This is a genomic window from Microcoleus sp. LAD1_D3 (assembly GCF_036702135.1).
GTDB lineage: Bacteria > Cyanobacteriota > Cyanobacteriia > Cyanobacteriales > Microcoleaceae > Microcoleus.
In genome coordinates this window covers 149,782-174,482 of the sequence record NZ_JAUBSB010000007.1, presented here as the reverse complement: position 1 = coordinate 174,482, position 24,701 = coordinate 149,782, and the positions used below count along the sequence as shown (strand labels likewise).

Annotated in this window: 19 protein-coding genes; 9 read left to right on the top strand and 10 right to left on the bottom strand. The window is 47.3% G+C overall.

The features are described from left to right. Window positions 1-107: 107 nt before the first annotated feature. Both QUA74_RS06545 and QUA74_RS06540 read right to left on the bottom strand, forming a co-directional pair. Entirely contained in the window at window positions 108-728 is a 621-nt protein-coding gene (locus tag QUA74_RS06545; RefSeq protein ID WP_333326263.1) for a DUF3177 family protein, read from the bottom strand. Window positions 729-1,129: 401 nt separating this feature from the next. Further along, complete coding sequence (locus QUA74_RS06540) at window positions 1,130-1,366, bottom strand: Calvin cycle protein CP12 (protein ID WP_333045631.1); 237 nt, start codon at window positions 1,364-1,366, stop codon at window positions 1,130-1,132. A gap of 740 nt (window positions 1,367-2,106) precedes the next feature. Between QUA74_RS06540 and QUA74_RS06535 the strand changes: the two genes are divergently transcribed. Further along, window positions 2,107-3,360, top strand: a complete 1,254-nt coding sequence (locus QUA74_RS06535; protein WP_333326261.1) for an FIST N-terminal domain-containing protein — start codon at window positions 2,107-2,109, stop codon at window positions 3,358-3,360. Between the two features lie 156 nt (window positions 3,361-3,516). Here the strand turns inward: QUA74_RS06535 and QUA74_RS06530 are convergent, their stop codons facing one another. Continuing rightward, the gene (locus QUA74_RS06530) at window positions 3,517-5,586 is read right to left on the bottom strand and encodes an iron uptake porin (protein WP_333326259.1); all 2,070 of its coding nucleotides are present in this window, start codon (window positions 5,584-5,586) and stop codon (window positions 3,517-3,519) included. A gap of 998 nt (window positions 5,587-6,584) precedes the next feature. Here QUA74_RS06530 and QUA74_RS06525 point away from each other — a divergent pair. After that, complete coding sequence (locus tag QUA74_RS06525) at window positions 6,585-7,529, top strand: hypothetical protein (RefSeq protein WP_333326257.1); 945 nt, start codon at window positions 6,585-6,587, stop codon at window positions 7,527-7,529. A gap of 147 nt (window positions 7,530-7,676) precedes the next feature. On the opposite strand, the gene QUA74_RS06520 is transcribed toward QUA74_RS06525, so the two are convergent. Both QUA74_RS06520 and QUA74_RS06515 read right to left on the bottom strand, forming a co-directional pair. Beyond that, complete coding sequence (locus QUA74_RS06520; protein WP_333326255.1) at window positions 7,677-9,764, bottom strand: hypothetical protein; 2,088 nt, start codon at window positions 9,762-9,764, stop codon at window positions 7,677-7,679. A 127-nt stretch (window positions 9,765-9,891) separates the two neighbouring features. After that, complete coding sequence (locus QUA74_RS06515) at window positions 9,892-11,463, bottom strand: CHAT domain-containing protein (RefSeq protein WP_333326253.1); 1,572 nt, start codon at window positions 11,461-11,463, stop codon at window positions 9,892-9,894. A gap of 740 nt (window positions 11,464-12,203) precedes the next feature. Here QUA74_RS06515 and QUA74_RS06510 point away from each other — a divergent pair. The 4 genes from QUA74_RS06510 (at window position 12,204) to QUA74_RS06495 (ending at window position 18,061) form a co-directional block, all read left to right on the top strand. Then, window positions 12,204-14,156: an FAD-dependent oxidoreductase gene (locus QUA74_RS06510; RefSeq protein ID WP_333326251.1), complete on the top strand. Its 1,953-nt coding sequence runs from the start codon at window positions 12,204-12,206 to the stop codon at window positions 14,154-14,156. Window positions 14,157-14,462: 306 nt separating this feature from the next. Then, window positions 14,463-15,149, top strand: a complete 687-nt coding sequence (locus QUA74_RS06505) for a class I SAM-dependent methyltransferase (protein WP_333326249.1) — start codon at window positions 14,463-14,465, stop codon at window positions 15,147-15,149. Beyond that, the gene (locus tag QUA74_RS06500; RefSeq protein ID WP_333326247.1) at window positions 15,149-16,219 is read left to right on the top strand and encodes an aromatic ring-hydroxylating dioxygenase subunit alpha; all 1,071 of its coding nucleotides are present in this window, start codon (window positions 15,149-15,151) and stop codon (window positions 16,217-16,219) included. Before QUA74_RS06505 ends, QUA74_RS06500 begins: the two co-directional genes overlap by 1 nt. Before the next feature lie 159 nt (window positions 16,220-16,378). Then, window positions 16,379-18,061 (top strand): DUF262 domain-containing HNH endonuclease family protein, encoded by a 1,683-nt coding sequence (locus QUA74_RS06495; RefSeq protein WP_333326246.1) that lies wholly within the window; start codon window positions 16,379-16,381, stop codon window positions 18,059-18,061. A 102-nt stretch (window positions 18,062-18,163) separates the two neighbouring features. Here the strand turns inward: QUA74_RS06495 and QUA74_RS06490 are convergent, their stop codons facing one another. Continuing rightward, window positions 18,164-18,637: a hypothetical protein gene (locus QUA74_RS06490; RefSeq protein ID WP_333326244.1), complete on the bottom strand. Its 474-nt coding sequence runs from the start codon at window positions 18,635-18,637 to the stop codon at window positions 18,164-18,166. Window positions 18,638-18,791: 154 nt separating this feature from the next. Between QUA74_RS06490 and QUA74_RS06485 the strand changes: the two genes are divergently transcribed. Beyond that, entirely contained in the window at window positions 18,792-19,139 is a 348-nt protein-coding gene (locus QUA74_RS06485) for a type II toxin-antitoxin system RelE/ParE family toxin (RefSeq protein ID WP_333326242.1), read from the top strand. Beyond that, window positions 19,108-19,503: a transcriptional regulator gene (locus tag QUA74_RS06480; RefSeq protein ID WP_333326240.1), complete on the top strand. Its 396-nt coding sequence runs from the start codon at window positions 19,108-19,110 to the stop codon at window positions 19,501-19,503. Before QUA74_RS06485 ends, QUA74_RS06480 begins: the two co-directional genes overlap by 32 nt. Before the next feature lie 16 nt (window positions 19,504-19,519). On the opposite strand, the gene coaBC is transcribed toward QUA74_RS06480, so the two are convergent. From coaBC to QUA74_RS06460, 4 genes are all read right to left on the bottom strand, one after another. Then, entirely contained in the window at window positions 19,520-20,719 is a 1,200-nt protein-coding gene (coaBC, locus tag QUA74_RS06475) for a bifunctional phosphopantothenoylcysteine decarboxylase/phosphopantothenate--cysteine ligase CoaBC (RefSeq protein ID WP_333326238.1), read from the bottom strand. Between the two features lie 145 nt (window positions 20,720-20,864). After that, window positions 20,865-21,077, bottom strand: a complete 213-nt coding sequence (isiD, locus tag QUA74_RS06470; protein ID WP_006632739.1) for a protein IsiD — start codon at window positions 21,075-21,077, stop codon at window positions 20,865-20,867. Between the two features lie 45 nt (window positions 21,078-21,122). After that, the gene (locus tag QUA74_RS06465; protein WP_333326236.1) at window positions 21,123-21,746 is read right to left on the bottom strand and encodes an alpha/beta hydrolase; all 624 of its coding nucleotides are present in this window, start codon (window positions 21,744-21,746) and stop codon (window positions 21,123-21,125) included. A 520-nt stretch (window positions 21,747-22,266) separates the two neighbouring features. Further along, a complete protein-coding gene (locus QUA74_RS06460) occupies window positions 22,267-24,426 on the bottom strand; it encodes a CHASE domain-containing protein (RefSeq protein WP_445302125.1) in 2,160 nt (719 codons plus the stop codon). A gap of 29 nt (window positions 24,427-24,455) precedes the next feature. Here QUA74_RS06460 and QUA74_RS06455 point away from each other — a divergent pair, with 29 nt between their 5' ends. Then, the gene (locus QUA74_RS06455) at window positions 24,456-24,674 is read left to right on the top strand and encodes a hypothetical protein (RefSeq protein WP_333326234.1); all 219 of its coding nucleotides are present in this window, start codon (window positions 24,456-24,458) and stop codon (window positions 24,672-24,674) included. Window positions 24,675-24,701 lie beyond the last annotated feature (27 nt).

Genomic DNA, 24,701 nt, shown 5'->3' with positions numbered 1-24,701 from the left:
TTAATTTTTTCCTAGATGCGCCCCGGCTTTTTTTATTGGGGATTTTTGAGCTTTTTCTTGAAGACTTTAACTGCCCTTTAGGGGGCAAATAATTACTTAAAATTCACTTAATTTCCGGTAGCTGACCTCCCCTGTTTTCCTAGTCTAATTAGCACAAAATATGACAAGTAAATTACATAGATTGCTAAACCTATTAGACCCAACAATCCCAAAAATTGAGGGTTTGCCGTAGGGTGAAACATTTGTTTGTAGAGCCAAGGTGGGTCTAACCAAACGCGGCAAAAAGGTTCGTCAATTACCTGAAGTTGAGATTTAAAGGCACAGCTTAAGAAGGGAAGTTGAGCTAGAGCGCCCAAACCGCTGTAAACAGTAATCGCCCACCGCCAAGCTGTAAAAGCCAGTTTCAGGGGCGACTGCGGTCGATCGGCAATTTCTTCGTTTAAATCCTCCCAAAACCACAGACTAGCAGGAATTAAGGCCCTCCCAATCACCGACGACACAAAGCTCACAGGCAGCGCAGCCATCATCAGGTAAAGTGTAATTGCCAGCAAACTCGCCACCCGCCAATAAATAATCGACAAACGGACGATCGCCTCAGCTTTTGCCACAACAGCCCAAATCAGCACTACCAGCGGGATCGAAATTGTTAATAACACAGACAACCGATAATCCATCCAGACTAGCGGTTGAAACCAAGGCCCGGTGGCTGCCAATAAAAGACTCAACATCTTTGGGAAAATATACTCACTTATTTGTCACAAATTTTACTACAAAAATGCTAAAAAATCAGCAACCAGAACAGGGTCTTAATGTTTTAGTTGCTGCTACCTTTTCTAAGGTACTTGCCGCGCTTTGAAACGTACTTGAGACACGATAGACGGCAATATGCTTGGATTAAAACTGTTTATTCCTCGAATCTCGCCTTCCCATCCCCCGAACCAAGGCGCGCCAGAGCAAATTATTGTCCCCCTTGGTTGGGGGAGTGGGGAGAAGCTGGCTGATTTTAACCGTATTGGGATAGAGGGCAAATCTCGCCATTACCTAAAGGCTCAACCCCTCAAATAAAATTCTCCCGCGCCAAAAGTTAGATTTCGGCGCGGGAGGGAAGGCATAGAGCTAAATGGCTCGTTTATTCCTCGTAGATGCGGCACTCAGCAGCATCAGGATTGTCGTCGCAAAATTTTTCAAAAGAATTCTTAGGTTTGACCTGCTTTTGGTGGGAAGCTTCTGCTTGCAGTTCTTCAACTGCGTCCCACGCCGCCGCGCATTCCCCGGAAGTTGCGCCCTTGAGGTCACAGACGGTACGAGCGCTTTCTAGTTCTTCTTCAATTTGTTCTTGGATGTTGCTTGCGGGTGTTGTTGTCATAAAGCTTGTTGGTATGAATGTGTAGGAGAATATGGTTGTCCCCGACCTATTTCTAGGTAATGTTAGCATGCGCCTTTGTTTAGTGAGCTTGTTCGGCTAACGGCACATCCTTAACCCAAATAAAGATGTTTAACCGTTAACGACAGAGCAAGGGACTAGCTAAGCAGCCGCTTGGCGTCATCACTCAAAAAACGTAGACGTCTAAAGTCTTAGGCTAGTCAAGAGTGGTTTAAGTCTTAGGCTAGAAGCCCAGTGTCTTTAGACCTGGGTCGTTGACGTTATTAAGTAAGAAAGGTTTTCTTTTTGGATGTTAGTTTGGGTTGGATTTGCTGTTTCGGTCTGGCGACCCCAGCTAATAATAGTTTGGGATGCGCTGCTGTTGCAGCAGCCCAGATAGAAACCATCGATAACTGCGATCGCAGCCCCTCTCTACTTCCTGCTTTACTCTACCCCGTCGGCGGGGGAAGAGTCCACAGGCATCAATGTAGGTCAAGCCGACCTTACTTTTGATGAAAACATTACACGAAGTTGGTGTGTCAAACTGTATTGAGCTTTATCTTTTAAGATTTAGCTGAACACGGCATTTAACACACAACAGATTAATGGGACTCTCATGTTAACTTATGTTAACACAAGAACGGCGATCGAGGGGGAATCGATCGCCCAAGAATACCGTCCCCCCCGCGGCCAGTTCCGGTTAGCCTAATGTATAGAGATAGTTTTATAGAGAAGTTTGCCTTATGTACACCGAAAACCAAATGCAATGGGTCAGCGCCTTATCAACCCGTCCGTCTTTGGAATCCGCCCTCAAAGAAGTTATAGAACAAGCCGATCGCGACCTAGAAGGCCCGGCTGATTTAGCGCTGATATTTATATCGTCTGCCTTTGCCAGCGAGTATTCTCGGCTGATGCCTTTACTCCGAGAACTGCTGCCAGTACCCGCGATCCTGGGCTGTGGCGGGGGAGGAGTCATCGGCACGAACCGGGGCGGCCTCACCGAAGAAGTCGAGGGATCTCCCGCAGTCAGCCTCAGTCTGGCGCGCTTACCGGGAGTGAATGTCAGAACTTTTCACGTCGGTGCAGAAGAACTGCCGGACTTAGACAGTCCCCCGGATACTTGGGTGGATCTCTTGGGCGTGCCGGCCCAGGAAGAACCGCAGTTCATCATCTTGGCCGACCCCTTTTCCGCAAAAATTAACGATTTGCTCCAAGGGCTAGATTATGCCTATCCGGGTGCGGCGAAGGTAGGGGGACTCGCCGGGGGGGACGGTGCGGGCAGGGGCGCGGCGCTGTTTTGCGACTATCAGCTTTACCGAGAAGGGACTGTTGGGATAGCTTTGAGTGGCAATATAGTTTTGGAAACGATCGTAGCTCAAGGCTGCAGGCCGATCGGGCACCCTTATCGGGTAACGGAAGGAGAACGCAATATTTTGCTGAAACTCGAAGAACAAACCGATGATAGCGGCAGCGGGGGCATCGAACGATCGCCCTTAGAGGCTTTGCGAGAGTTAGTTCAAACTTTGAGCGAAGCAGACCGAGAATTAGCCCAGCACTCGTTATTTGTAGGCTTAGTCAGCGATGAATTCAAGCTGACATTAGAGCCGGGAGATTTTTTAATCCGCAATCTGTTGGGAGTAGATCCGAAAGTGGGGGCAATTGCGATCGGCGATCGAGTCCGTCCCGGACAGCGCATCCAATTTCACCTGCGGGACGCGCGCACCTCCGCAGAAGACCTAGAAATGCTGCTCGATCGCTATCAGCGGGCTGCCGAGTACAGCGGTACATCTAGCGCTGGCGCCTTAATGTTCTCTTGTCTGGGGCGCGGCGAAGGGCTTTACGGCCAATCGAACTTTGACTCCAGACTGTTTGGCCGATACCTCAAAAACATTCCCCTGAGTGGCTTTTTCTGCAATGGCGAAATCGGCCCCGTCGGCGGTAGCACATTTCTGCACGGCTACACCTCGGTATTCGGAATTTGTCGCCAAAATTCATAATTTGTGAACTGTTGACTGTTAACTGTTGACTGATGAGTGTTAGCTGTTGACAATCTAAAATCTAAAATCTAAAATCTAAAATCGATCGACCGATCACCAATAGCTAAAAGCGGCAGTCGCCTGCCGCTTTTACTTGTGAGTAGATATTTGGAAACCTTAGAAACTAAAGGTAGTACGGAGGAGTCCGACCCAGATATCGTCGTTTCTGTGGTTGTGTTCGGGATTTAGAATCACGTAAACGCCCGGTGTCACCGAAATAAAGTCATTGACTTGGAAGCGATAGAAACCTTCTAAGTGATAAGAGGTGTCGCGGTTTCTGGCGACATCACTCTCAGTAACTTTTGGCGGTACACCGAAGACGAAGCCGAGGAGGTTGCCTTGCCGGCCAAAATCTGCCAGGGCCAAAGTGATAGCACCATTCTGGATCGTCGCGTCATTGCCGCCCCCCCGCAGTTGCTCAGCCTTCGTATAACCGTACCAACCGCCAAGCTGAAAGCGACTGCTGGGTTTGAAGTTAACTTGCACGCCATAGTTATCTGCTTGAGTGGTTGCTTGACCGAAGGGCCGGTTAGCCAAGGCACTGCCCGTACCGCCCATGATGCCAACATCGCCTGCGCGATTGTATTTGTGGGTGTAAGTGAAGGCCAAATCAAACGGTTTGCTAAAAAAGCCGATCTGACCCAGAGCGCTGAAAGAACCGTCGGCAACGCCCCTGCCGTTTGCGGGGTCGGGAGCATCGCCGTCGGAGGCAAGATAGCCCCCAGTAGCTCGGAGGGGGCCCAAGTTGAAAGTCAAACTTGCGCCAGCTCCCTGCGGCCCGCGGAATACGGCCGGGTTGCGAACTCCAAATCTGGAAATTGCACCAGTACCCGTAGAGTTAAAGGGTGTTACCGTCTCTGCAATTTCATCCAGGTCAAGTCCTTTAGGACCGACAAAAACTGTAGCGGGACCGACCGGGAAACGATAGTACAGTTCGTCTAGTGTGAATTGGCTGCCCTCCTGGCCGTCAAAGGCCAAGCGAGCCATGTTAGTACCCGTAGCGGTTGACGCTCCGTAGTTGGCGACGTTGACTGCTTGCAAGCGGGTTCTGAGCAAGTCTCGACCGGTGAAGCTTGTCAATAAGTTCAAGCGCACCCGGTAGCCGAAGTTGGTGACAGTTTCGTCATCCTCAAGGCGGATACCATCTCCGACGAAGGTGTCGCTGACGGCAAAAATGGCTTCTCCAGACAATTTGGTGGTGGTGGAGAACTGGTTGGCTTCGAGTTCTGCGGTGCGAGCTTCTAGGCCGTCTACTCGTCCGCGCAGGGTAGCAAGTTCGGCTGCAAATTCTTCTTGCAGGCGTTGCAGGATGGCTAAGTCGTCTCGGGTGACCAAGTTACCTGTTGACCCAATTAGCTGGGTTATCTGGTCTAAGCAAGCGTTGACGCCGGCTGCAAATTCGTAGCGAGTCAGGGCGCGGTTGCCGCGGTAGGTGCCGTCGGGATAACCTACGATACAACTGTAGCGTTCGACTAGGGATTGCAGGGCTTGGAATGCCCAATCTGTCGGGCGCACGTCGGAGAGCTGAGTGACTGATGTCACCTGGGACATGGTTCCGGACGGTTGGGCCGGCAACGCTTGGGGAGCGACAGGGACGATGGGGCCGCCCATTCCGGCGGGTGCTGTCTGAGCAATTTCTACCTTAGTAGCTGGGGTAGTAACTGGGGTAGTAGCTGGGGTGCTGGCGACTGCTGGCACTTCAATTTTCCCAGGGGTGTCTGTCTGGCTGCTTTGCACTGCCAAGTCGGATGCTTGGGGCGAGGGTTCGGCTGTGCCTGCTGCTAGGGGTTCAGTCGCTGCTGCTGCGCTGGTCGGAGCGCTTGGGGCTGCTAACTCGATGCCGCTCCCTGTTGTTTGCAGTGTTGTTTGCACTGCTGCTTTGCTGGTTTCTGGTTCGATTGAGGCGAGTTTTTCAGCGTCTGCTTCCTTGACCGCCGGGGTTTGGGCCGCTTCGTCGCTGCTGTTTAAAGCCAGCTTTTCTGGGGCAGCAGGGGCTGCTGCAACTGGTTCTGCAACTATTTCTCCAACTATTTCTGCAATTTTTGACTCAGATGACTGAGCTGTAGCTAGCTGGTTGGCTTCAGCGGTTGCGGTCGCTTCTGCGGCGATCGCAGTGGCACTCATGACTGATGATAGCCCCAGAATTGCCGGGGATACTAGCAGTAAATTCCAAAAAGTTCTGTTCATTTTCCTCACACCTTCACACTCTATTCAACTCGACGACCAGCAATTCCCAACTGCTAATTTTTGTGGTTGCTTGCCTGTTGACAATAACTGCCAAAATAGAACCTATCCATAACTGTTGATTCACAGTAGGCGTGTCTACTTCTGCTTGAACTTAAGGGGCTGAGCCCTTATACCGCCCAGGCATCAATTCAGGTCAAGCCCACATTACATTACAGTTGATTATACCATCACGTGCTAATTTCATCTCTCGATCGCCAGACTTGCTTGAGTTGCTCTGCGGGCGATCGACAACTGGTTTTATGGGTTCGACCACAATTTACCTCTAACTGACAACTGCCCAGAGTCCTCGGTTACGCCCGACTTAACAGACTGTTATAGGTAGGATTGTGGCTGCTTGTCGCATCCCTTATACAGCTTTATATCCTATAATGTCAAGCTTTTTAACCTAACTTTAAACCGGGCGACCCGGCAGGGGCGATTTTCCCGCTATGAGTGGGGAACTGAGAGCTAAAGGCTGGTAGATTTACCCGATCCCAACCAAAGTTCAGGCTTGAACAATTTTGGTTTTTTGATGGCCGCTGCCGTCGGGACTTGCCAAGACGATCGCCATTTTTGAGACTAACCGTCGGCGGGTTTAATTTTCCGCTATTTTAACACAACTTTTTTGTTGTTTGAGTATGGCGGCAACTGGTGGTGCTTGACCCGCTGTTGGCGCAAGGAAAGCTCAGTGGCTTGGCAGACGCACTATATCCAAGATTCCTAGAGGTTTTAACGATGTTTTTACCTACGGACGATCGCAGGAGTTTAGTGCTAAGCTGGCGAAAACGCAGAAGTCGAAAATAGAGCTGCTGTCAGAACAAAAAACCCAAACGCTGGGGGTAAGCAAGTTATACCATTTTCGCTTAAAGAATTGGGAGTAACTGATGATATAAAGGTTTGGAGCTTGCCTACAGTCGCATTATTTTGGGTAAATGGTATTAGTAAAAGAGTGAGGGTTTATGGAAGATTTTGGTATTATTATTGCCTGCTGCGACCAGGATTATCTGTTTGCTAAGGGTTGCTGTGCTAGCATCCGCTATTTTCTGGGAGATGTGCCGATTTGTCTGTTGATTGACGGTACGTTTTCTGTGAGTGCTTTGGAAAAGTCCTACGGGGTGCGAGTTATCAATCGCACAACTGTTTCTGAAGAAGTTCTCAGAAAAAGAAGTTTTGGTTGGGGCAAAACTAAAATGATTGCTTTCTGGGAAAGTCCTTGGTCAAATTTTATGGTTTTGGATGCCGATACGATTGTCTGGGGCGATGTTCTCAAATTGGCTAATTTTCAAGACTTTGATTTTATTGTAGACAAGCCTTGTTACGATTACCCGGATGCGGATGTTTCGGAATTTTTCTTTGACATTCCGGGCGTTGAAAAGCATTTCCCGAATTTTCGTTGGTCGGAATCGCGATCGAACTATTTCTGCACGGGTACTTTCTTTGCTAAACGCGGCGTTTTTAGCTTGGAAGAATACGTGAAAATTTTAGATTTTACGGCGGCAAACCCAGGGATATTTAAGTACGGAGAAATGGGATTTTTGAACTTTATGATTTTCCGGGCGGCACAAGAAAATCGATTACGGGTCCAGAATGTGGATATGCAGTTGTTGGTGCCGGATTTTGACCAGGATTTGCTGAGAAAGCAGTTTCCGGTGGAAGAAAGCGGGCCTGCGGGCGATCGTACTCAGGCGACGGTGATTCACTGGTGCGGCCCAAAACCGACTTTATCTAGTGGGAAAGTTTACTCAGAACCGATGAATTTTTGCCGTCGCAAGTGTGAGGAGGATGTTTGGAACCGCACCGGTTTGGCGGCCGAGATGTCGCTGCAAGTTGAGGATTTACAGCGATCGATCTACGTGTATAAGAATAAGTTTAAGAAGAAGTTTCGGCAGTTGACTGGTAAGTAGATTAAGACTGGCGCGCGCGGGCGAGAAATCGGGCCTATGCCTCGATTTCTCGCAGCCAAATCCAGATTTTTATAATAGTCTTTTGTCAAGAGGCTTTTTTTTACCGCTGATGTCAGCGGAGCAACGCGGATGCACGCGGATTTTGGCTTACCCATCCAGGGGTAAAGTTGGCCCGGCTGGGGGTAAAACTTGGCGGTGAACGCTTACTTTGTGACTTTCCCGCTGAGTTTGCATTTCGACGGCGATCGCCTCAAATTCGACTTCCATGCAGCCGTAGGGAATCTCTAACTCGACGCTTGCTCGCACGTTTCCCAACCCGTTAGATTTAAATTCGGTAATCCAGCGTGGCCCGTCGAGAATCAGGTAGGTTTGCCGATCGTACACCCAAACTTTCACATAAATCCGGGGCATTAATTCCGGCAGTTGCACTTGCACTTTTACGGGCCCGCCGGCGAGGATTTCGGCCCGCGGCAATTCCAAAATCGGCATCGGTACTAACTCGTCTTCTGGCAAAACGTAGGGGGTCGGGGGAGTGTCTTCTACTGCGACAGTTGTGGTTTTTTGAGCAACTTGTTTCGGCTGCGGGGGCTCGTCAAAAACGACAAATTCTCTGGCTTCCGGGCTAGTAGATTTGGGATCGGAAATTGTTTCGCTGGTTTCGGGTTGCTGTTGGGTTAAGCTGCTTTCTTCCACAACGGCAATAGCGTCGCTGCTATTTGCGGCGGCTGTTGGAGTTGGTGACAGGGTGGTTGCTTTGAGCCAGTCGGGGGATTCGCCGTTGCTGGCTAAGGAACTCAGTCGCGACCAAAATCGACTTTCGACGTTTAAGGTTTGAAATGCCTGTTTTGTGGGTGCTGGCGGGGTTTCTGGGGCGGTTGTTTCTAATTCGGGGCTGTTTTCTGGTTTTTGGTCGATCGCTCCCATTTCCGCTGTGTTAGGGGAAGTTGGGATGTCTGAGGGTTTGGTTTGTGGGTCGATCGACTCTGCGACCGTTCCAGGCGAATTGGAGATTTCCGACAGCAATTGCGATCTGCTGCTGTCGGGCAGTTTGTTACCGAATGCGGGCAATTCTAGGCCGGCTGCACTTGGGGTGTGACGCGAAGTCAGTAGAGGGGGTAAGGCTTCCTTGCTTGGGGTTTCGGCGGGGGATGGAGGGTCTAAGGATTTTTCTACTAGCTTGAGGAAGGATATATTTTTGGCGCTTCCAGACGGCTTTGAGGCTGTTGGGGAGGGTTCGGCTTGATGCTTTTCTTCGATGAAATTGTCTTTAATTTCCTGGAGAAGGTGCTCTAAACGAGCTGTAATTGTGAATAGTTTGGTGGCTAGGGTGACGCCGCCGCTGCTAAGAATTGCTTCTCCTAAAATTAGGCGGCTTTTGCATTCGGTTGGAATGTAGGTGACGCAGGCAAAGATGCAGGGGGGAACTTGTTCTGGCATCGGCTGCTGGATTTCTGCGAGAATTTTTGAGGTTTGGGGGTCGCGCAGGTAAATTTGCAGTTGTGCTGAACCGATGAGTTGTTTGAGTTCTATTGCTTCGGATTCAGGGATGAGAGTTGCTGTTTTTCTGGTTTTTTGGGGGGGTTGGGGAATGTCGATTTTGCCGGAAATGATTAAGGGGCGACCGAGTTGGGTGACGAAGGTTTCTTGATCGAGGACGAGTTCGAGTTGGACGCCCGGTTTGGGTTCGGGGGTTTGGGGAATGGGGAATTGGTAGATTTTGGTCTGCGGCGGTGCTGAATCGGCTGCTGGGATTTGGGTTGGTGCTGGGCGATCGACCGGTGCTGTGATTTGTGGGGCTGGGCGATCGACCGGTGCTGCGATTTGTGGTGCCGCGGGGGAAGTTGCGGGTTCGGTTTGGTCGATCGGCGGTAGGGGTTCGGAGGTTTCAGATTCTGCGGGCAATACTTCCAACTGAACGCCGTACTGCCAAGGTTTTAGTGGTGTTGCTTTGGGATCTGGCAAGCAGGAGAGTTCCCACAGTCCGGGTTTGAGCCTGGTGTAGGGAATGATCACGACTAATCCTTCGGGGTTGGTGCGGGCCGATCTGCTTTGGACTTTCCGCTGCGCCCCTTGGTCGAAGGAAGTATGGGTAACGCGAATTTCGATGTCGGTGTTGGGGTGCTGAATGCGAGCAACGACACGGTATTTACCTTCTAGAATTTCCACGTCGGAGGTTTCTAGGGGCAACCAGGCGCGATCGCCCTCTTTCTGTAGCAAAAATTCTAATTTTTTCATTGTTGTTTCCCCTGGAAGGCTCCCGCTTGATTTGTCACAGGTTGGTGGTGGCTTGTTGAGCGACAGCTACAGATATTAAATTACTTATGTTTTATAGCCTATCACCAGTGTCGGTCAAGAGGCCCACTTACCAAGGACTGCCGATTATGCTGAAAGCTGCCCAATAATACGGATGGGATAAATCTTTGCTGTCGAGTTTGGGGATGGACGGGGGCAAGGGAATGTCGCCTCGCGCACTTCGCAGTTGACCGCGTTCGATCGTCACTTTGCCTTCGATCTCCGCAATTTGTGCTTGCCTGAGAGCTTCAGCTTTAATGATTGGAGGGTCGTTTGGCTTGCGGATTTTTAACTGCTGGTAAAACTCTGTCATCAGGGCGAGAGTCCCCGCATCGCTGACGTACCACAGGCTGGCGAGGGCTGATTTTGCTCCTGATTGCAGCGCTAAACCTGCAAATCCGAGTTCTGCTTCTTTGTCTCCCAAGGCGGTTCTACAGGCGCTTAATACTAACAGTTCAAGAGGCGGATTGTTCCATTTTAATTCTCTCATTTGATCGAGGCGCAGTTGGGTGTCCCAAAATTGAATGTAGGAGTTATTTGGGGTTCCGGGGCGGAATTCGGCGTGGGTGGCAAGGTGGATGATTCCGTATCTTTGTTGCAGTCGCTGGGATTGCAAGTTTACTATGGTGAAATCTTCGTTGAGAAAGGATTGACCGGGCCACTGTCGGGCGATCGCGCCGAGTTCTAACGGCACTGCTGGCAGCGGTTCTTTGTTTGCCGTTTCTGCGAAATCTGATGCTCCCATTCCTAGGACTTGCACGTTTCTGAGGTCAGCGTAATTGATGTCTATGAGGTTGAAGGCGGGGATGCGGGCGAGGCTGTATTTTTGGATCAAAAATTGCTTTCCGTCGTGCATTGCTGCTAGGGGTACGGTTCGTAAACCTGCGCCGGCGCAGAACAGCAATGTTTCAATTTTTGCTGTTTGCAAATCTGTTTCTAGGGGTGCAACTATCCATTTGTAGAGTTGTTGGGCTGGTTCTAGATAGCTGGTGGTGTTGAGTTTTACGGGATTGGTGATTTCGCTCCCCAATTCTTGGACTACTGAGAGGAGTTTCTCTTGTTTGGCTTCCGGGATGCTGCGAAGAATGGGTGGGCGATCGGGTAATATTAAGATTAATTCTAGTTGGTCGGTGCGCGGGATAGCGTAAATTAAAGCAGGTTTTTTCTTTGTTTGAACTGCTAGGCGGGAGAGAGTTTTGGATATTGCTTCGGCGGTTTTCGCACGGGTGTCAAAGTCTTGTTCAAAGTATGTTTGATAGTCTTCTTCCCAGGTTTCTTCGATTCTGGTTACGGCTTCGGTGAGGTTTCCCCGATCGAGCAAATTTCTCATTTCTTGGCCGTTAAGCCCGCCCTGGCCTGTGTTTTGGGCAATTGTAGGGAGGTTCGCGGTGTTCCAGCAGAAAAATATTGCTATCAAGCAGTAAAAAATAGCTTTTTTAATTTTTTTCTGAGTGGTGTGTTTTTGGCGTTGCTGCTGGGATTGGTAGTGCATGATTTTGGGGCGGTTGAGGGCGCCGTTGGCGGCAGCAGTTGGCAAAAGTTGGGATGTGGGTGGGAATTTTGACTGTGCTGGCGATCGCCGCACGATTATAGCCTTCCAGACCAACCGCAAATATCTACCGTAGGGTGTGGACACCGGCACCAACAGAGTCCCTGCACCAATAAATTCGCGATTTATGTAAAAGTTTGTAAATTATGCAGGGGTTTTGCATAAACAGGGCTTACATAAAAACCCGGTTTCTTCACCTAAGTCGTGTTTTCACTCTAGCAGCCAGGTGCATTTAACAGGCATTACCTCTAGGGGCGTCTTTGACTTTTTGCGGCACCTCTGCACTTCTCAGGTTGAATCGGGTTTGGTCTTGGTATTGAGTGAGGAATAGCCTAAATCGAGCGACCATATATTGAGTAATTTCAGTAGATATATTCTCTGTATTGACTTGTTTTAAAACAGTTAAATCTTTTCGCGCCAACTTACTTAAAGATCTACTGGTTAATTGTTTAGCATCGGATATCTACCCGGTTATTTCGTACAATTCGCTGACACTACCTTTGGGATAAGATTTTACCCGCAAATCTCCTACTTTTTTAGCATCATTGGCGGCGGTTGCCAAGAGTTGAGCAATATAAATAAAAACACTTAATTATTTAGAAGATTTTACGCTATGCGGTCGATCGCTTTTTCCTTGTTTACTCTTGGTTATCTCCTAAATAACTAAAGCCTTGTTCCTTCCGCTATACATTGTGTGCGATCGAACTTGGCACGGTGCGATCGCGATCGGACTGGGGAATGTGTCTTAGTATTTCTTCACATATCCTGCTTTCGGTCTATGATATATGCCTTATGGCGTATTTGTGTTTAAAGCCTGTTACCGCGTACCGCTGATGAGTCAATCAACCAATTCACCGCTATCCCAACCAGTTTCTCGAAGAACCGCCCTCAAATTCCTCGGAGTCGGTGCCGCCGGCGGGCTGCTGGGCTACTCTCGATTTTCCAAGCCAGAACCCACCATTTTTGTGCAAGATTCTCTTGACTTGCCGCGAATGCTGAATAACCGCAAAACCGTTGCAGTTGTGGGGGCAGGCTTGGCCGGGCTTGCCTGTGCTTACGAACTCTCCCAGCGGGGTTTCGCCGTAACATTGCTCGACAAATCGCCCCAACTCGGCGGCAAAATTGCTAGTTGGCCGATACAAGTCGGGAACGAAACTTTTATGATGGAACACGGTTTCCACGGTTTTTTTCCACAATACTACAACCTCAAAAGTGTGGTTGAAGAACTAGAAATTACTGATAACTTTGTATCTTTAGAATCCTACGCCGTTCTGTTTCGAGACGGCAAATACAAACCCGAAGTTTTCCGTCCTAACCATTCAGCTTTTCCCTGGAATATAGTTGATTTGGGGATATCTTCTCCCAATCGGCTCAAGTGGGGAATCAATCTTACCAAACCCGCTCACTGGCAAGTATTTCGGGAAATCGGGGGTTTTCAAACTCAAAAAACTTTCGATCGCCTCGACAATATATCAGTTGCCGACTGGGTAAAAGGTGAATTTCCGCGCGGACTTTATGACTTGTATTTTCTGCCTTTTGCCAAGTCCAGCCTCAACGCGCCCGACGAATTGAGCGCGGGAGAATTAATGCAATTTTTCCACTTTTACTTTTTCGGAAATCCAGAGGGTTTGGCCTTCAACGGTACGCGGCAAGATATGGGCACGAGTTTGGTGCAGCCTATTGCCAGAGCGATTGAAAGCAAAGGCGGCAAAGTATTGACAGATGTTGCCGTCAGTGAGATTCGCTGGGAAAACGGCAAGATTGATTCTCTGAGTTACCAGTCTGGAGACGTGCAAAGTAAAATACCTTTTTGGGTGAAGCGAAACGCGCTGTTAACTGACAGCAACTCTACCGAATATTTCGGCGCTGGGGACAGCGTATTTGCCGCCGCACCGTCGGGAAAAGAAGCAATTTCTCTGAGCTGTACTCACCAAGGCTGCACAGTTAAGAAACAGAACGACGGTCAATTTCACTGTCCTTGTCACGGGGCAGTTTTTGATGCTGAAGGGCGAGTTGTGACTGGGCCTGCTCAGCGAGATTTGGCTCGATTTAAGGTAGTCGATGAAAAAGCAGATGAAATACAGTTAGCAGCAGCGGTTAACCAATCGCAGCCGCAAAAATTGGCTGAAACATTGAAGGCTGATTATTATGTTTTGGCGGCCGATGTTCCGGGGATGCAGCATTTGTTTAGTTTGGCCCGGGGTGAGGTGAATCCGCAGGTGCAGAGCCGGATCGAGAGCTTGAAAGTAGCCGATCCGTTTGCCGTGGGGCGTTTTTGGTTCGATCGCGAATTTCCCTGGGAACACAGCAATTTCAGTTCGCTTTCCGGCTACAAACTGACTGACAGCATTACGCTTTACCACCGAATTCAGGATCAGTTCATCGAGTGGAATCAGGAAACTGGCGGTAGTGTAGTGGAACTGCACGCTTATTGTTACAAGGAGAAGGAATTTCCGAATCAGGAAGTTTTGTTGGCGACTTTTGAGCAAGAATTGTACGAAATTGTACCGGAATTAAAAGAGGCAAGTATGCTGCACCGGGAATTGGTAAATCAAAAGAATTTCTCTGGATATCCGCCCGGTAGTTATGCGGAACGCCCGGAGACTTGCTGCGCTGTACCTAATCTTTTGTTTGCGGGAGATTGGGTAAAAATGCCGTTTCCGTGCGGTTTAATGGAAAGGGCAGTGAGCAGCGGTTTGTTGGCAGCTAATGCTATTTTATACCAGGAGGGTTTGCAGAGGCGATCGCTCTTGACGGTGAATCCCGAAGGCGTGTTAAAACTCTAAACTTGGCAGCGGGGGGCGTTTTATAAATCGTCAATTATCGGCTGGTATTGTCGGTGAAACCCGGCCCCTGTCATACCATTTTAGATTTTAGATTTTAGATTTTAGATTTGAATAAATGGTAATGACTGATTCAACAAGGGTTTTGAGCTTTCCTACAGTTGCATTCTTTTTTTAAGATGAGTTATGGTTTGTGGGTGTGGTTTCCCTGAAGAGAAAAGGCAGAGCTTGCGAACAAAAAAAATATCTGCGTTGAGGGGGGTGGATATACGGTTAAAATATTATTGAATGAGTATAAAGCAATAATAGATGCTGAAGAGTAACTGCAAAATTCGCAATAAATCTGTAATGTTTGATGCTTTTGCAACAGAATACGATTTCGCCGCCACCTTGCAAAGCCAGAACGATTTCTTTACTAAAAATTTATCGGCCAGCAAAGGTGCAGTATTAGATATTGGTTGCGGTTCGGGAATTCTTGCTTTTGAATTAGCCCAGTATTACGATAATGTAGTGGCCGTCGATTTATCAGCAAAAATGCTGGACATCGCCCGTCAAAAACGCTCAGCCCCTAATATCGAATACCTCCAAATGGATGCCAGTCAATTAGCGCTCGATCGCAAATTTGATTTAATAGTTAGTGCTGCTACTTTTCACCACCTGCCTAACCTCCCTGCCGCCCTCGCTGCAATTAAAAAATTGTTAAATCCGCACGGAAAAATCGTCTTTTTAGATAATATATCGGAAGTCGAGACACCTGCTACAATAGGCTACATATTAGGGGCAGCGAGAGATTTTAAGGCCGACTGTTCCACCTACGGATTTCGCAATGCTTTAAGATTATTAAGATTTAGAGTGTCGCCAAGCTGGTTGAAACATTTAGCTAGCGACAGGTATTTGTCAGAAGGGAGATTTAGAAAAATTTACGGTCGTTGCTTTCCGGGCTGTTATTTTGTAAAATTGGGTTGTTTTATGGGCGTAATCTGGGAACATTTGTAATGCAAAACAACGCGATAAAATCGGGTTCTGTAAGGGGCGAAAAAACTCACATCCGCGAGTTGGGCATTAATCTCGGTCGGTGGTATGCAATCGCCCGCAGCACCGAGGTGCAAACTCAGCCCGTCGCTGCGAAAATCTGGAATCGGGCGATCGTACTTTTCCGCAACAGTGCCGGCAAAATCAACGCTTTAGAAGATAGATGTCCCCATCGGCAAGTTAAACTCAGCCACGGCCAAGTTAAAGGCGATTTAATCGAATGTGCTTACCACGGATGGCGGTTAAATGCCAGGGGAGAATGCGCCGAAGTCGATTATTTAGCAGAAAATCAAAAGCTACCTAACTGCAAAATTCGCTCCTACCCAGTCCAGGAAAAAAACGGTTTTATCTGGCTGTTTCCCGGCGACGAAACGCAAGCCGAAAAAATAGATTTATTAGATTTATCCGAGTGGGAACATCTCAATTATATTGCCACTGTTTCAGTCATCGACTGTCAGGCACACTATTCATTTTTAATTGAAAATTTGATGGATATGTACCACGGACACTTGCATGATGATTGGCAAGCTTGGGCAAATCCCGTGTTAGATACTTTAGAAGAAAACGAGCATCAAGTAACTGCTCGCTATCAGGCACAAAGTTATTACAAAATAGATAAAATTTGGTCAATTTCTCAGTTATTTTTTAAATCTCTGCGCCGACTGCACCCGGAACCGCTGGAGGTGAGTTATGTTTACCCACACTGGGTTTCAACTTTGGGGAGCGACTTTAAGATTTACTGCTTGGTTTGTCCGGTGAGCGAGACAGCAACTCGCGCTTATTTAATTCATTTTACCTCATTAAATGCGTTTTGGCGACTGCACAAATTGCCTGTTTGGTTTCGCAGGTTTATCAAAGATCGTTGTTTCGGTGCTGCTCAAAAGTTATTAGATGGTTTGGTGCGGCAGGATGTGGTAATGATTGAAGAAGAACAGCAGGCTTTTTTGCAGAATTCAGAAAGAAAAAGTTATGAATTAAATCGGGCTTTAGCCAGCGTGCAAAAGTTGATGAGAAGTCAGGCGGAAAATGGGTAATTCAGCCGCAGATTGAAGCCTACAGCGGGACGAATGAAACCAGCCTGCACAGGCTAAGATGAGAGTTCGCCTTTCCAAGCTTGAGCATGGTATTCTAGCAACAGGGAAAATTGACTTTCGGGAAGCAATTACCAACCACACCTAACACAGGAACCAAGCATGAACCGTGTCAGCATCAAGGGTGAGGAACACCCCATTAGGAAAATCTTTAGCGATGACTTTATGTTTACCATTCCCCTCTACCAGCGTCCCTATGCTTGGACAAATGAGCAAGCTGGAGAACTGCTGGAAGACCTCCTAACATCATTGGGAGATGGTAACGACACGATTGATCAACTCAACCCGTACTTTCTAGGCAGCATTGTTTTGATCAAATCTGGGCCGCCAGATGCTGAAGTTGTAGATGGTCAGCAACGTCTAACAACTCTCACCATACTACTAGCTGCTCTCCGAGCATCATTGCCAACAGAACACGCCAATGACTTGACCACTTATCTATACCAAAGAGGCAGCTTAATCGCGGGTATAGATAATCGTTACCGTCTGACTTTGCGCGAGCGAGATGCAGAATTTTTCAAGGAATATATTCAAAATGAAGGTGGTATTAACAAGCTCCAAAAATTGAACAATGCTGAGCTGATGGATACTCAGAAGCTTATTAAAGAAAATGCACATTTATTCTTGCAACGTTTGCAGACTATCGCGGAATCCCACCGTATACGTCTTGCCCAGTTCCTGATTACCCAGTGCTTCTTGGTAGTGGTTTCTACGCCTGACTTTGACTCTGCATATCGGATATTTTCTGTGTTGAACAACAGGGGATTGGATCTCTCCCTAACTGATATCTTGAAAGCGGACATTATTGGAAAAATACCAGAAGGGCAAAAAGAAAAATATACTAAAAAGTGGGAAGATACCGAGGAGGAGCTGGGACGCGAGTTATTCAAAGACTTGTTTTCTCATATTCGGATGATTAAGGAAAAGAAAAAACTTAGCAAGAGTATCCTTAAAGAGTTTCAGGAAAACATCAATCCTGCCGCAGGGTCTCAGCAATTCATTGATGAAATTTTAGATCCTTATGCTAAGGCTTTTTCCGAAATTCAAAACTTAACCTATGAAAGCGAGCGGCGTGCCGAGGAAATTAATCAACTATTTAAATATTTAGACAGAATTGATAATTTTGACTGGATACCGCCTGCCATTTTCTACCTATCGCGCAACCGTAATAACCCGGATAATTTGGTGCGTTTTTTTACAGATTTAGACCGCCTAGCGGCAGGTTTAATGATTGTCCGCGCCAATATCAATGAACGGATTGAACGTTACAGCAGATTGCTTACTGCTATTGAACAAGAAGAAGATTTATTCAATTCCAATTCACCGCTCCAGTTTACTCCTGAAGAGTCAAACAATATCCTTAGAGTCCTCGATAGTGACCTTTACCTAATTCAAAAAATTCGTGGTTATGTTTTGGTGCGCCTAGATGCTGCTCTATCAGAAGGTGAAGCATCTTACAACTTCTCCAACATTACTGTCGAGCACGTACTTCCCCAAAATCCAGGGGCTAATAGTGAGTGGATGAAGTCGTTTCCTAGTCAGCAAGAGCGCGATCAATATGTGCATCGTCTTGGCAACTTAGTTTTGCTATCTCGTGCGAAAAACAGTCTGGCACAAAATTATGATTTTGATGTGAAAAAGCAGAAGTATTTCACTACTAAAACGGGCGTTTCACCCTTTGTGCTTACTACCCAAGTGCTGCGGGAACAGGAATGGACGCCAGAAGTAATCGCTCGACGACAGAAAGAGCTGATTAATGTTCTCAAGAATCTTTGGCGCTTATAGGATAATTGAATTTGATATCAAATCGCTATTATCTGTCCATCAGCACAAAACCCTCTGCGTCCATCTGCGGTCAAAAAAATCTAAATTCCGCCAGCACAAACTTTACTTTTTAGCCCGCTGCTGCTGGTAAACGTTGACAACTTTATCGGCATAAGTAGCAGTTGCGCCACTTTTACAAGCTGCGGAGTCCCCAGTCATCCACCAGCAAGCTGCGCGGCGTACAGCGGCTGTTTCATTGTTGCTGCTAGCTTTGTATTCGTCGCGCAGCAAATCGCCCACGATACAGGTAACAATTGATTTGGCTTTTGTCGCGTCGGCCTCAAATTGTTGCGGTGTTAAATCTTGTTTGGTACAGAATTTTGCCCAGCGGGAAATATTGTTCGGTAAAACTTGCCACTGACTGTACATTCCGTCATTTGCTGCTTGTGGCGGGGCGGCTTGTCGCAGCGCTTCTACGAGGGCGGAAACTTGCGCGTCGGTGACTGATTGCGCTGCTGCTGGAAGTGCTTGCAATCCGAGGCTAATTATCAGGCTGCCGAATAGTAGATTGGTTTTTGCGATCGATTTAAAATTCATTCACACTCCCCTGTTTGATTTAAACTTTGTTTCCTCAAACAAGGTTTACTATTTTGTCGATCGAATACCTCTGTCTTAAGTATGATTTATTGGCCCACTTAATGCACTGTCATCGCGCTTACGATAGGAATTGTTAATGAATTAGGATAAAATTATGGAAATACAACCCAGGGAAATTAGACGTTACATCCGACCGGATGGCAGAATTCCTTTCTTAGAGTTGTACTACGCCCTACGAGATGGCAAAGCCCAAGTTAAGGTTGATGCAAGGCTTGAGCGAGTTAGTCTCGGCAATCTGGGGGATTATAAGTCAGTCGGAGATGGTGTCTGCGAACTCAGGATTAACTACGGCCCTGGCTACCGGATTTATTTTAGACAAATAGGAGCGACAATTGTGCTTCTGCTCTGTAGTGGGGATAAAAGTACCCAAGAACAAGATATTCTCAAAGCGAAGGAGTATTCGGCAGACTATGAAAGAAATGAAAATGCCTACCAGCGATAGCTACCGCGAGTCCCTAATTGAATCTCTCAAAGATGCCGAACACGCTGGTGGTTTTATCGGGGCTATCTTGGAAGAAAAAGACCCTGAACCCGCACTTTTGAGAAATGCCATCAGAAAGGTGATTGAGGCTAAAATCAGGATGAATGCTCTTTCGGAGTCAGCAAAACAGCATCACGAAAAACTCGACAAGATGCTGACTGAAAGCGGCGGTTCGGAAATTTATAGTTTGGTAGCACTGCTCGAAGCATTAGGATTTAAACTAGAAATTACTGTCGCAGATACTGAGTTGTCGGCTGACTCGGAATCAACGGATTTTGGGGAATCAGAATTATCGTCCGAACCAGTAGTAATTAATCCCAGTTAATGAGTAAATCGCGCCCTCACCCTTCCATCACAAAATCTAACAATCGGTGAGCCATTTCTAGCTTGCTGCAAGGTGCTATTTCTACTTGCTTTCCGGCGGCATTAATTAATATTGCTTGATTGGTATTGCTGCCGAAACCGGCACCTATTCGATCGATCGGGTTTGCGGCAATTACATCCAGTTTCTTCGCCTGCAATTTCTCCAAAGCAGGCTTGACAATATCCCCAGTTTGTGCTGCAAACCCGATTAATTTTTGGTGCGGCTGTTTCAATTTTCCCAACTCTGCCACAATATCCGCTACCGGTGCCAACGGTAAACAATTCGGGAGCGATCGCTTCGGCAATTTCTCACTACTGTACTCAGCCGGCCTCACATCTGCTACCGCCGCAGCCATCACCGTCAAATCCGCATCGTGAAAACATTGCAGCATCGCCTGCCGCATTTCTTGTGCACTGGTAACTGCGATCGCCCGCATACCTGAGAGCGGCAATTCCCCAGTTATAGTGTGTACAAGCGTCACAGTCGCGCCCCGATGCTGTGCAGCTTGCGCTAAAGCTATGCCCATTTTGCCCGTGGAAGGATTGCCGATAAACCGCACTGGATCGAGGTGTTCCCGCGTTCCTCCCGCACTGATCAACACCCGAAGGCCCGCTAAATCTCGATCGCCCTTCGCATACAACAGCGATTCAATATGAAACAAAATCTCACAAGGTTCTGCCATGCGGCCGACACCCGCGCGATCGCAGGCCAGCATTCCCGCCCCCGGATTCGCAGCATGATAGCGCCGATAAGTCAACACTTCCCGCCAATTCCGCTGCACCGTCGGCTGTTCCCACATATCCGTATTCATCGCCGGTGCCAGCAAAATTGGGCAAGTAGAAGCTAAAACAGTATTAGTCAGCAAATTATCCGCAAAACCCCCCGCCAACTTAGCCAAAGTATTAGCTGTCAAAGGAGCAATCACAAAAACTTCCGCCCATTCTCCCAGTTGAATATGCAGGGGGCGCCCGTGACTTGCTTGCCAAAAATCTTTGTCAGTAAAAGCTGGATGCCGGCAAAGAGTAGCAAAAGTCAAAGGCGTTACAAACTCCCCTGCAGCATCAGTAAGAATAACTTTAACTTCCGCTCCAGCTTTTGCTAAAGTTGAAACTACTTCGCAAACTTTATAAGCCGCAATCCCGCCACTAACGCCGATTAAAATTCGTCTGCCATTCATGTCATTTGTTAATAAAAAAGAATCAAGAAAGAAGTTAAGATGAAAATAGATAAAAATCCATAACTCATCTGTTCAATTCACAACAAAATATGCTGCTAACTTCTTCCTCAATTCCGCCCTTAATTTTTGAGCTAGATTTTTAAGCCTATGCTTCGTCGTAGGCTTCCATATCCAGAAGGTGGAGATAAGGTTCAACCAGCTCCGGCCGCTGAAAGGCAAGCGATCGCAACAAATGCCAATCATTCAATCCCTCAAAAGGATCTGTATAATCGTCAACTTCCAAACGGACAGCCAATTCTGCCACGTCCTGAGAAGTAAGTACAGCAATATCGCGCGATGCTTTGGTTAAAGTTTTCATTTTTTTCCCCTGCCCGAGACTTCCGCCATACTATATCCTAAACCTTTAATCAGATTTCGACACAGTTTCTACAACAAAACTTCGCATTACATCTATAACTTCCGGCAGAATCTCGTGTCCCATCTTAAATTCTTGATACTGCACCGCAGCTCCCCAAGCCGTCAAACTCTCGCGCGATCGCACAGCAGCACTAACAGGCACAATAGTATCTTGAGTACCGTGCACGATTAAAACAGGTGGCAAAGCACTCCCAGCAACTGGCGAAATCGGGTGCAAATAACCGCTCAGACAAATTAAACCCGCTACGGGCAAAGTCAATCCCACATCTAGAGTCATCGCTCCACCTTGAGAAAAACCGCCTAAAATTGTGCGAGACAAAGGCACACCCGTGCTGCCTTCCAAAGACAGCAAAAATTCCCTCAGCAATTGCCGACTTTCTACCAATCCCTGAGCGTCTTTGCTTTGAAGGTTATACCACGCTTTGCCACCCCTTACTTGCGGATGGGGAAATGGGGCATCGGGAAACACAAACTGATAATCCGGCAAATTGAAAGCCGGTGCTAAGGAAGTCAAATCCCGAGCATTAGCACCCCATCCGTGCAAAGCGACAATCAAAGCAACAGGTTTGCGATCGGTTGTTGGCGGAATGCTAATAGATTGTAAAGACATCGTAGTTAATAATTGGTAATCTGGCATCGCTACAATTATAAATTGTCACGACGGGTAAAACCCCAATACGGTTCAGTTAAGGAAAATTGTAGCGAAAATGTTGGGCGGAGTGAAACGGATGGTTCGTTCCACTCCGCCCAACCTACGCACTACGCACAATCTGTTTTTTTAGCACTAACTGAACCGTAGTGGGTAAAACCCAAGATATTTGTTTTCGGCAATATTCGACTGAAATTAGCACGCACTTATAAGTATAACAGTTGACCGTTAACTGTTAACAGTAGAGTGCGAAATCCGCACCTTTCCCAAGTAGAGTGCGGATAGTTCACCTTTTCTAAACAGGAATTATGGAGCCTCTTATATTTGTAAAAACACTTCTTCTGGCTCCTGCTTCCTGGCTCATTTCTTCTGACTCATTCCTCCTGGCTCCTGTCTCCTGGCTCCAAACTCCAATTTCTCGCTTGGCTGCTTTCATTGACATGCTCCCAGTAAGACTCCGCTAGAAGTGAGATGTGTTCCGCTAATTCCAACTGGCACCTACCGCAGGTGAAACCTTAGAAACAGATTGCTTAGACTGTTGCCGCACCGGCACCTCAATCCAGAATTCAGTTCCCTCTCCCGGAGCCGAGAGGCACCTGAGTGAACCTTGATGTTTGTCCACTATTTGATAGCCAATAGACAATCCCAAGCCAGTACCTTTGCCTACAGGCTTGGTAGTAAAAAACGGATCAAACAAACGTTTTTTGACATTCTCCGTCATGCCCGTTCCATTGTCAGCGATTCGCACGCATACACAATTAGAACTTAAAAGTTCAGTGCGAATCCTAATCTTAGGTAAAAAAGCCGAATCATAGGAAGTTTTACCATTAGGTAAAAATTTACTTGTTTCTTCATATAAAACATCAATTGCATTGCTCAAAACATTCATAAATACCTGGTTTAATTGTCCCGCCCAGCACTCCACCAAGGGCAAGTCCCCGTATTCTTTGATGACTTGAATGCCAGGAAAACCAGATTGGGGTTTCAGTCGAATATCTAAAATCATCAAGGTGCTGTCGATGCCTTGGTGAATGTCAACACACTTCATTTCAGCTTCATCCAAACGTGAAAAATTCCGCAGAGAAAGGACGATTTGGCGGATGCGTTCTGCTCCCATATTCATAGATTTTAAGATTTTAGGCAAGTCTTCACTGATAAACTCCCAATCAATCTCTTGTAGTTTCGCTTGCACTTCGGCCGTTGGGTTCGGATATTGCTGCTGGTATATTTCCACAAGTTCCAGCAAGTTTCGCGTATATGCGCCTGTATGGATCAGATTGCCAGAGATGAAGTTGACAGGGTTGTTAATTTCGTGGGCCACTCCAGCCACCAACTGCCCCAAGCTGGACATCTTTTCAGTTTGGATTAGTTTAAATTGAGCTTCCTGCAAATTTTTTAGTGCTGTTTCTAGTTCAGCGGTGCGCTGTTTTAGTTGAATGGTGCGATCGTACACTTGCTGTTCTACTTTTGCGGTACGTTCTAGAGACATCAACAGGTAAATCGTCAAGCTGCCAGTCATCAATAGCCCGATCGCGCAAATTGCCAGCGAACCCTGATGCGTCCTCATACCGTTGTACCCCTTCCCTGGCAAAACTAGCAGCCTCCACTGGCGGTCTGCTACGTTAAATAAGCGAGTGCAATCACTAGAAATTTGACAGATTTGTCCGAGATTAGTTAACTCGGGCTTTTCGTGTTTTGGGTTATCTATCAACTGCTTAGCTTGTGAGTCGTAGCGCACCAGAAAGCGTTCTTTCTCTGTAGCGGAGTTGTCGTATAGGTAAAAATTAATCTTGTCTAAATTTAGCGATTCTAAAGAGAAATCGACCATATTGGTAATCTGAAACAGACCCGCAATAACTCCCATGAAGTTTTGGCGGCCGTTGACCGAGTTATCAGCAGAAGTTGAGCGGCGGGGTACTGGCAGAAATACTTGCAATCCCGGTTGATTGTTGCTGACTAATCTAATCCGCGCCGAAGCAGCTATTTTCCCGGTATTCACCGACTTCTCTAAAGCTGCTTTGCGATCGGGGCTGGAGGCAACATCAAAACCGATCACTTTGTTATCTTCTTCTAGTGCTTCTCTGTAAATAATTGGAAAATATTCCGATCGCACTTTTGCTTTGACCTGCTTTTTGTCAGGAGTTCGCTCGTAAATTTGAAATGCCGGAAAATCTTCGGCTCGAATTGCGGCTTCGTAAGCTGCTTTTTGGGCAGCCGGCACGCGCCGAATCCAGTTAACAGAATGTATAGCCGCATTTCGGGCAAGTGCAGGTTGAACGAATTGCTTAAAATCTTCTCTGGTAACTTCAGTAGATGCCCTGTAGAATCCTTCAAGTGAGTACAGAAATTCTAAATTTTTGTTAATGCTTTGCTGCAATGCCACACTCAGGCGATCGGCTTGCTGATGAAATTGAGCTTGCAGTCGTTGGTTTTCCCCATGCCACACAACGGCTGCGGCTGCCAATGACAAACTCGTACCTGTGCAAAGAGTCAGGGCTGCTGGAATGTAGCGACGGTGCGACAGTAAACTTTCGGTCAGCGAATTAAACCAATTGCCCGCAACATTCATATTCCCCAACCTTCTGCTATCCGAGTGTAATTCGTTTAAAGACTTGTGAAATTCCTTGATAGCACGATCCACAGCGTACAAACCAGATTGTCTAAAAACTTATGATTGCAGGAATAGGACTTACCCCGATCAACCGAATTTCTACGAAAATATTGATTTGGGAACGAGAAACCTGGGAAGAAACGGGGTTTTTCAGAAATAGTGCATCCACGACTGAGGAATTGAAACCAATTGTAACTAAGTGTAACGAAGCGAGTTCCAATCTGGGTGCTCTCCAACTTCCTTCCCCGGAAGAACCCGGAAACGAGAAAAAGCCTTGATCTTGTGGGGCGGGTATTGAGTACCCG

What these genes read in the sequence shown, in the direction of transcription:
- QUA74_RS06545 (WP_333326263.1), bottom strand. Translation starts at nt 728, where the DNA reads ATGTTGAGTCTTTTATTGGCAGCCACCGGGCCTTGGTTTCAACCGCTA.
- QUA74_RS06540 (WP_333045631.1), bottom strand. Translation starts at nt 1,366, where the DNA reads ATGACAACAACACCCGCAAGCAACATCCAAGAACAAATTGAAGAAGAA.
- QUA74_RS06535 (WP_333326261.1), top strand. Translation starts at nt 2,107, where the DNA reads ATGTACACCGAAAACCAAATGCAATGGGTCAGCGCCTTATCAACCCGT.
- QUA74_RS06530 (WP_333326259.1), bottom strand. Translation starts at nt 5,586, where the DNA reads ATGAACAGAACTTTTTGGAATTTACTGCTAGTATCCCCGGCAATTCTG.
- QUA74_RS06525 (WP_333326257.1), top strand. Translation starts at nt 6,585, where the DNA reads ATGGAAGATTTTGGTATTATTATTGCCTGCTGCGACCAGGATTATCTG.
- QUA74_RS06520 (WP_333326255.1), bottom strand. Translation starts at nt 9,764, where the DNA reads ATGAAAAAATTAGAATTTTTGCTACAGAAAGAGGGCGATCGCGCCTGG.
- QUA74_RS06510 (WP_333326251.1), top strand. Translation starts at nt 12,204, where the DNA reads ATGAGTCAATCAACCAATTCACCGCTATCCCAACCAGTTTCTCGAAGA.
- QUA74_RS06505 (WP_333326249.1), top strand. Translation starts at nt 14,463, where the DNA reads ATGCTGAAGAGTAACTGCAAAATTCGCAATAAATCTGTAATGTTTGAT.
- QUA74_RS06500 (WP_333326247.1), top strand. Translation starts at nt 15,149, where the DNA reads ATGCAAAACAACGCGATAAAATCGGGTTCTGTAAGGGGCGAAAAAACT.
- QUA74_RS06495 (WP_333326246.1), top strand. Translation starts at nt 16,379, where the DNA reads ATGAACCGTGTCAGCATCAAGGGTGAGGAACACCCCATTAGGAAAATC.
- QUA74_RS06490 (WP_333326244.1), bottom strand. Translation starts at nt 18,637, where the DNA reads ATGAATTTTAAATCGATCGCAAAAACCAATCTACTATTCGGCAGCCTG.
- QUA74_RS06485 (WP_333326242.1), top strand. Translation starts at nt 18,792, where the DNA reads ATGGAAATACAACCCAGGGAAATTAGACGTTACATCCGACCGGATGGC.
- QUA74_RS06480 (WP_333326240.1), top strand. Translation starts at nt 19,108, where the DNA reads ATGAAAGAAATGAAAATGCCTACCAGCGATAGCTACCGCGAGTCCCTA.
- coaBC (WP_333326238.1), bottom strand. Translation starts at nt 20,719, where the DNA reads ATGAATGGCAGACGAATTTTAATCGGCGTTAGTGGCGGGATTGCGGCT.
- isiD (WP_006632739.1), bottom strand. Translation starts at nt 21,077, where the DNA reads ATGAAAACTTTAACCAAAGCATCGCGCGATATTGCTGTACTTACTTCT.
- QUA74_RS06465 (WP_333326236.1), bottom strand. Translation starts at nt 21,746, where the DNA reads ATGTCTTTACAATCTATTAGCATTCCGCCAACAACCGATCGCAAACCT.
- QUA74_RS06455 (WP_333326234.1), top strand. Translation starts at nt 24,456, where the DNA reads ATGATTGCAGGAATAGGACTTACCCCGATCAACCGAATTTCTACGAAA.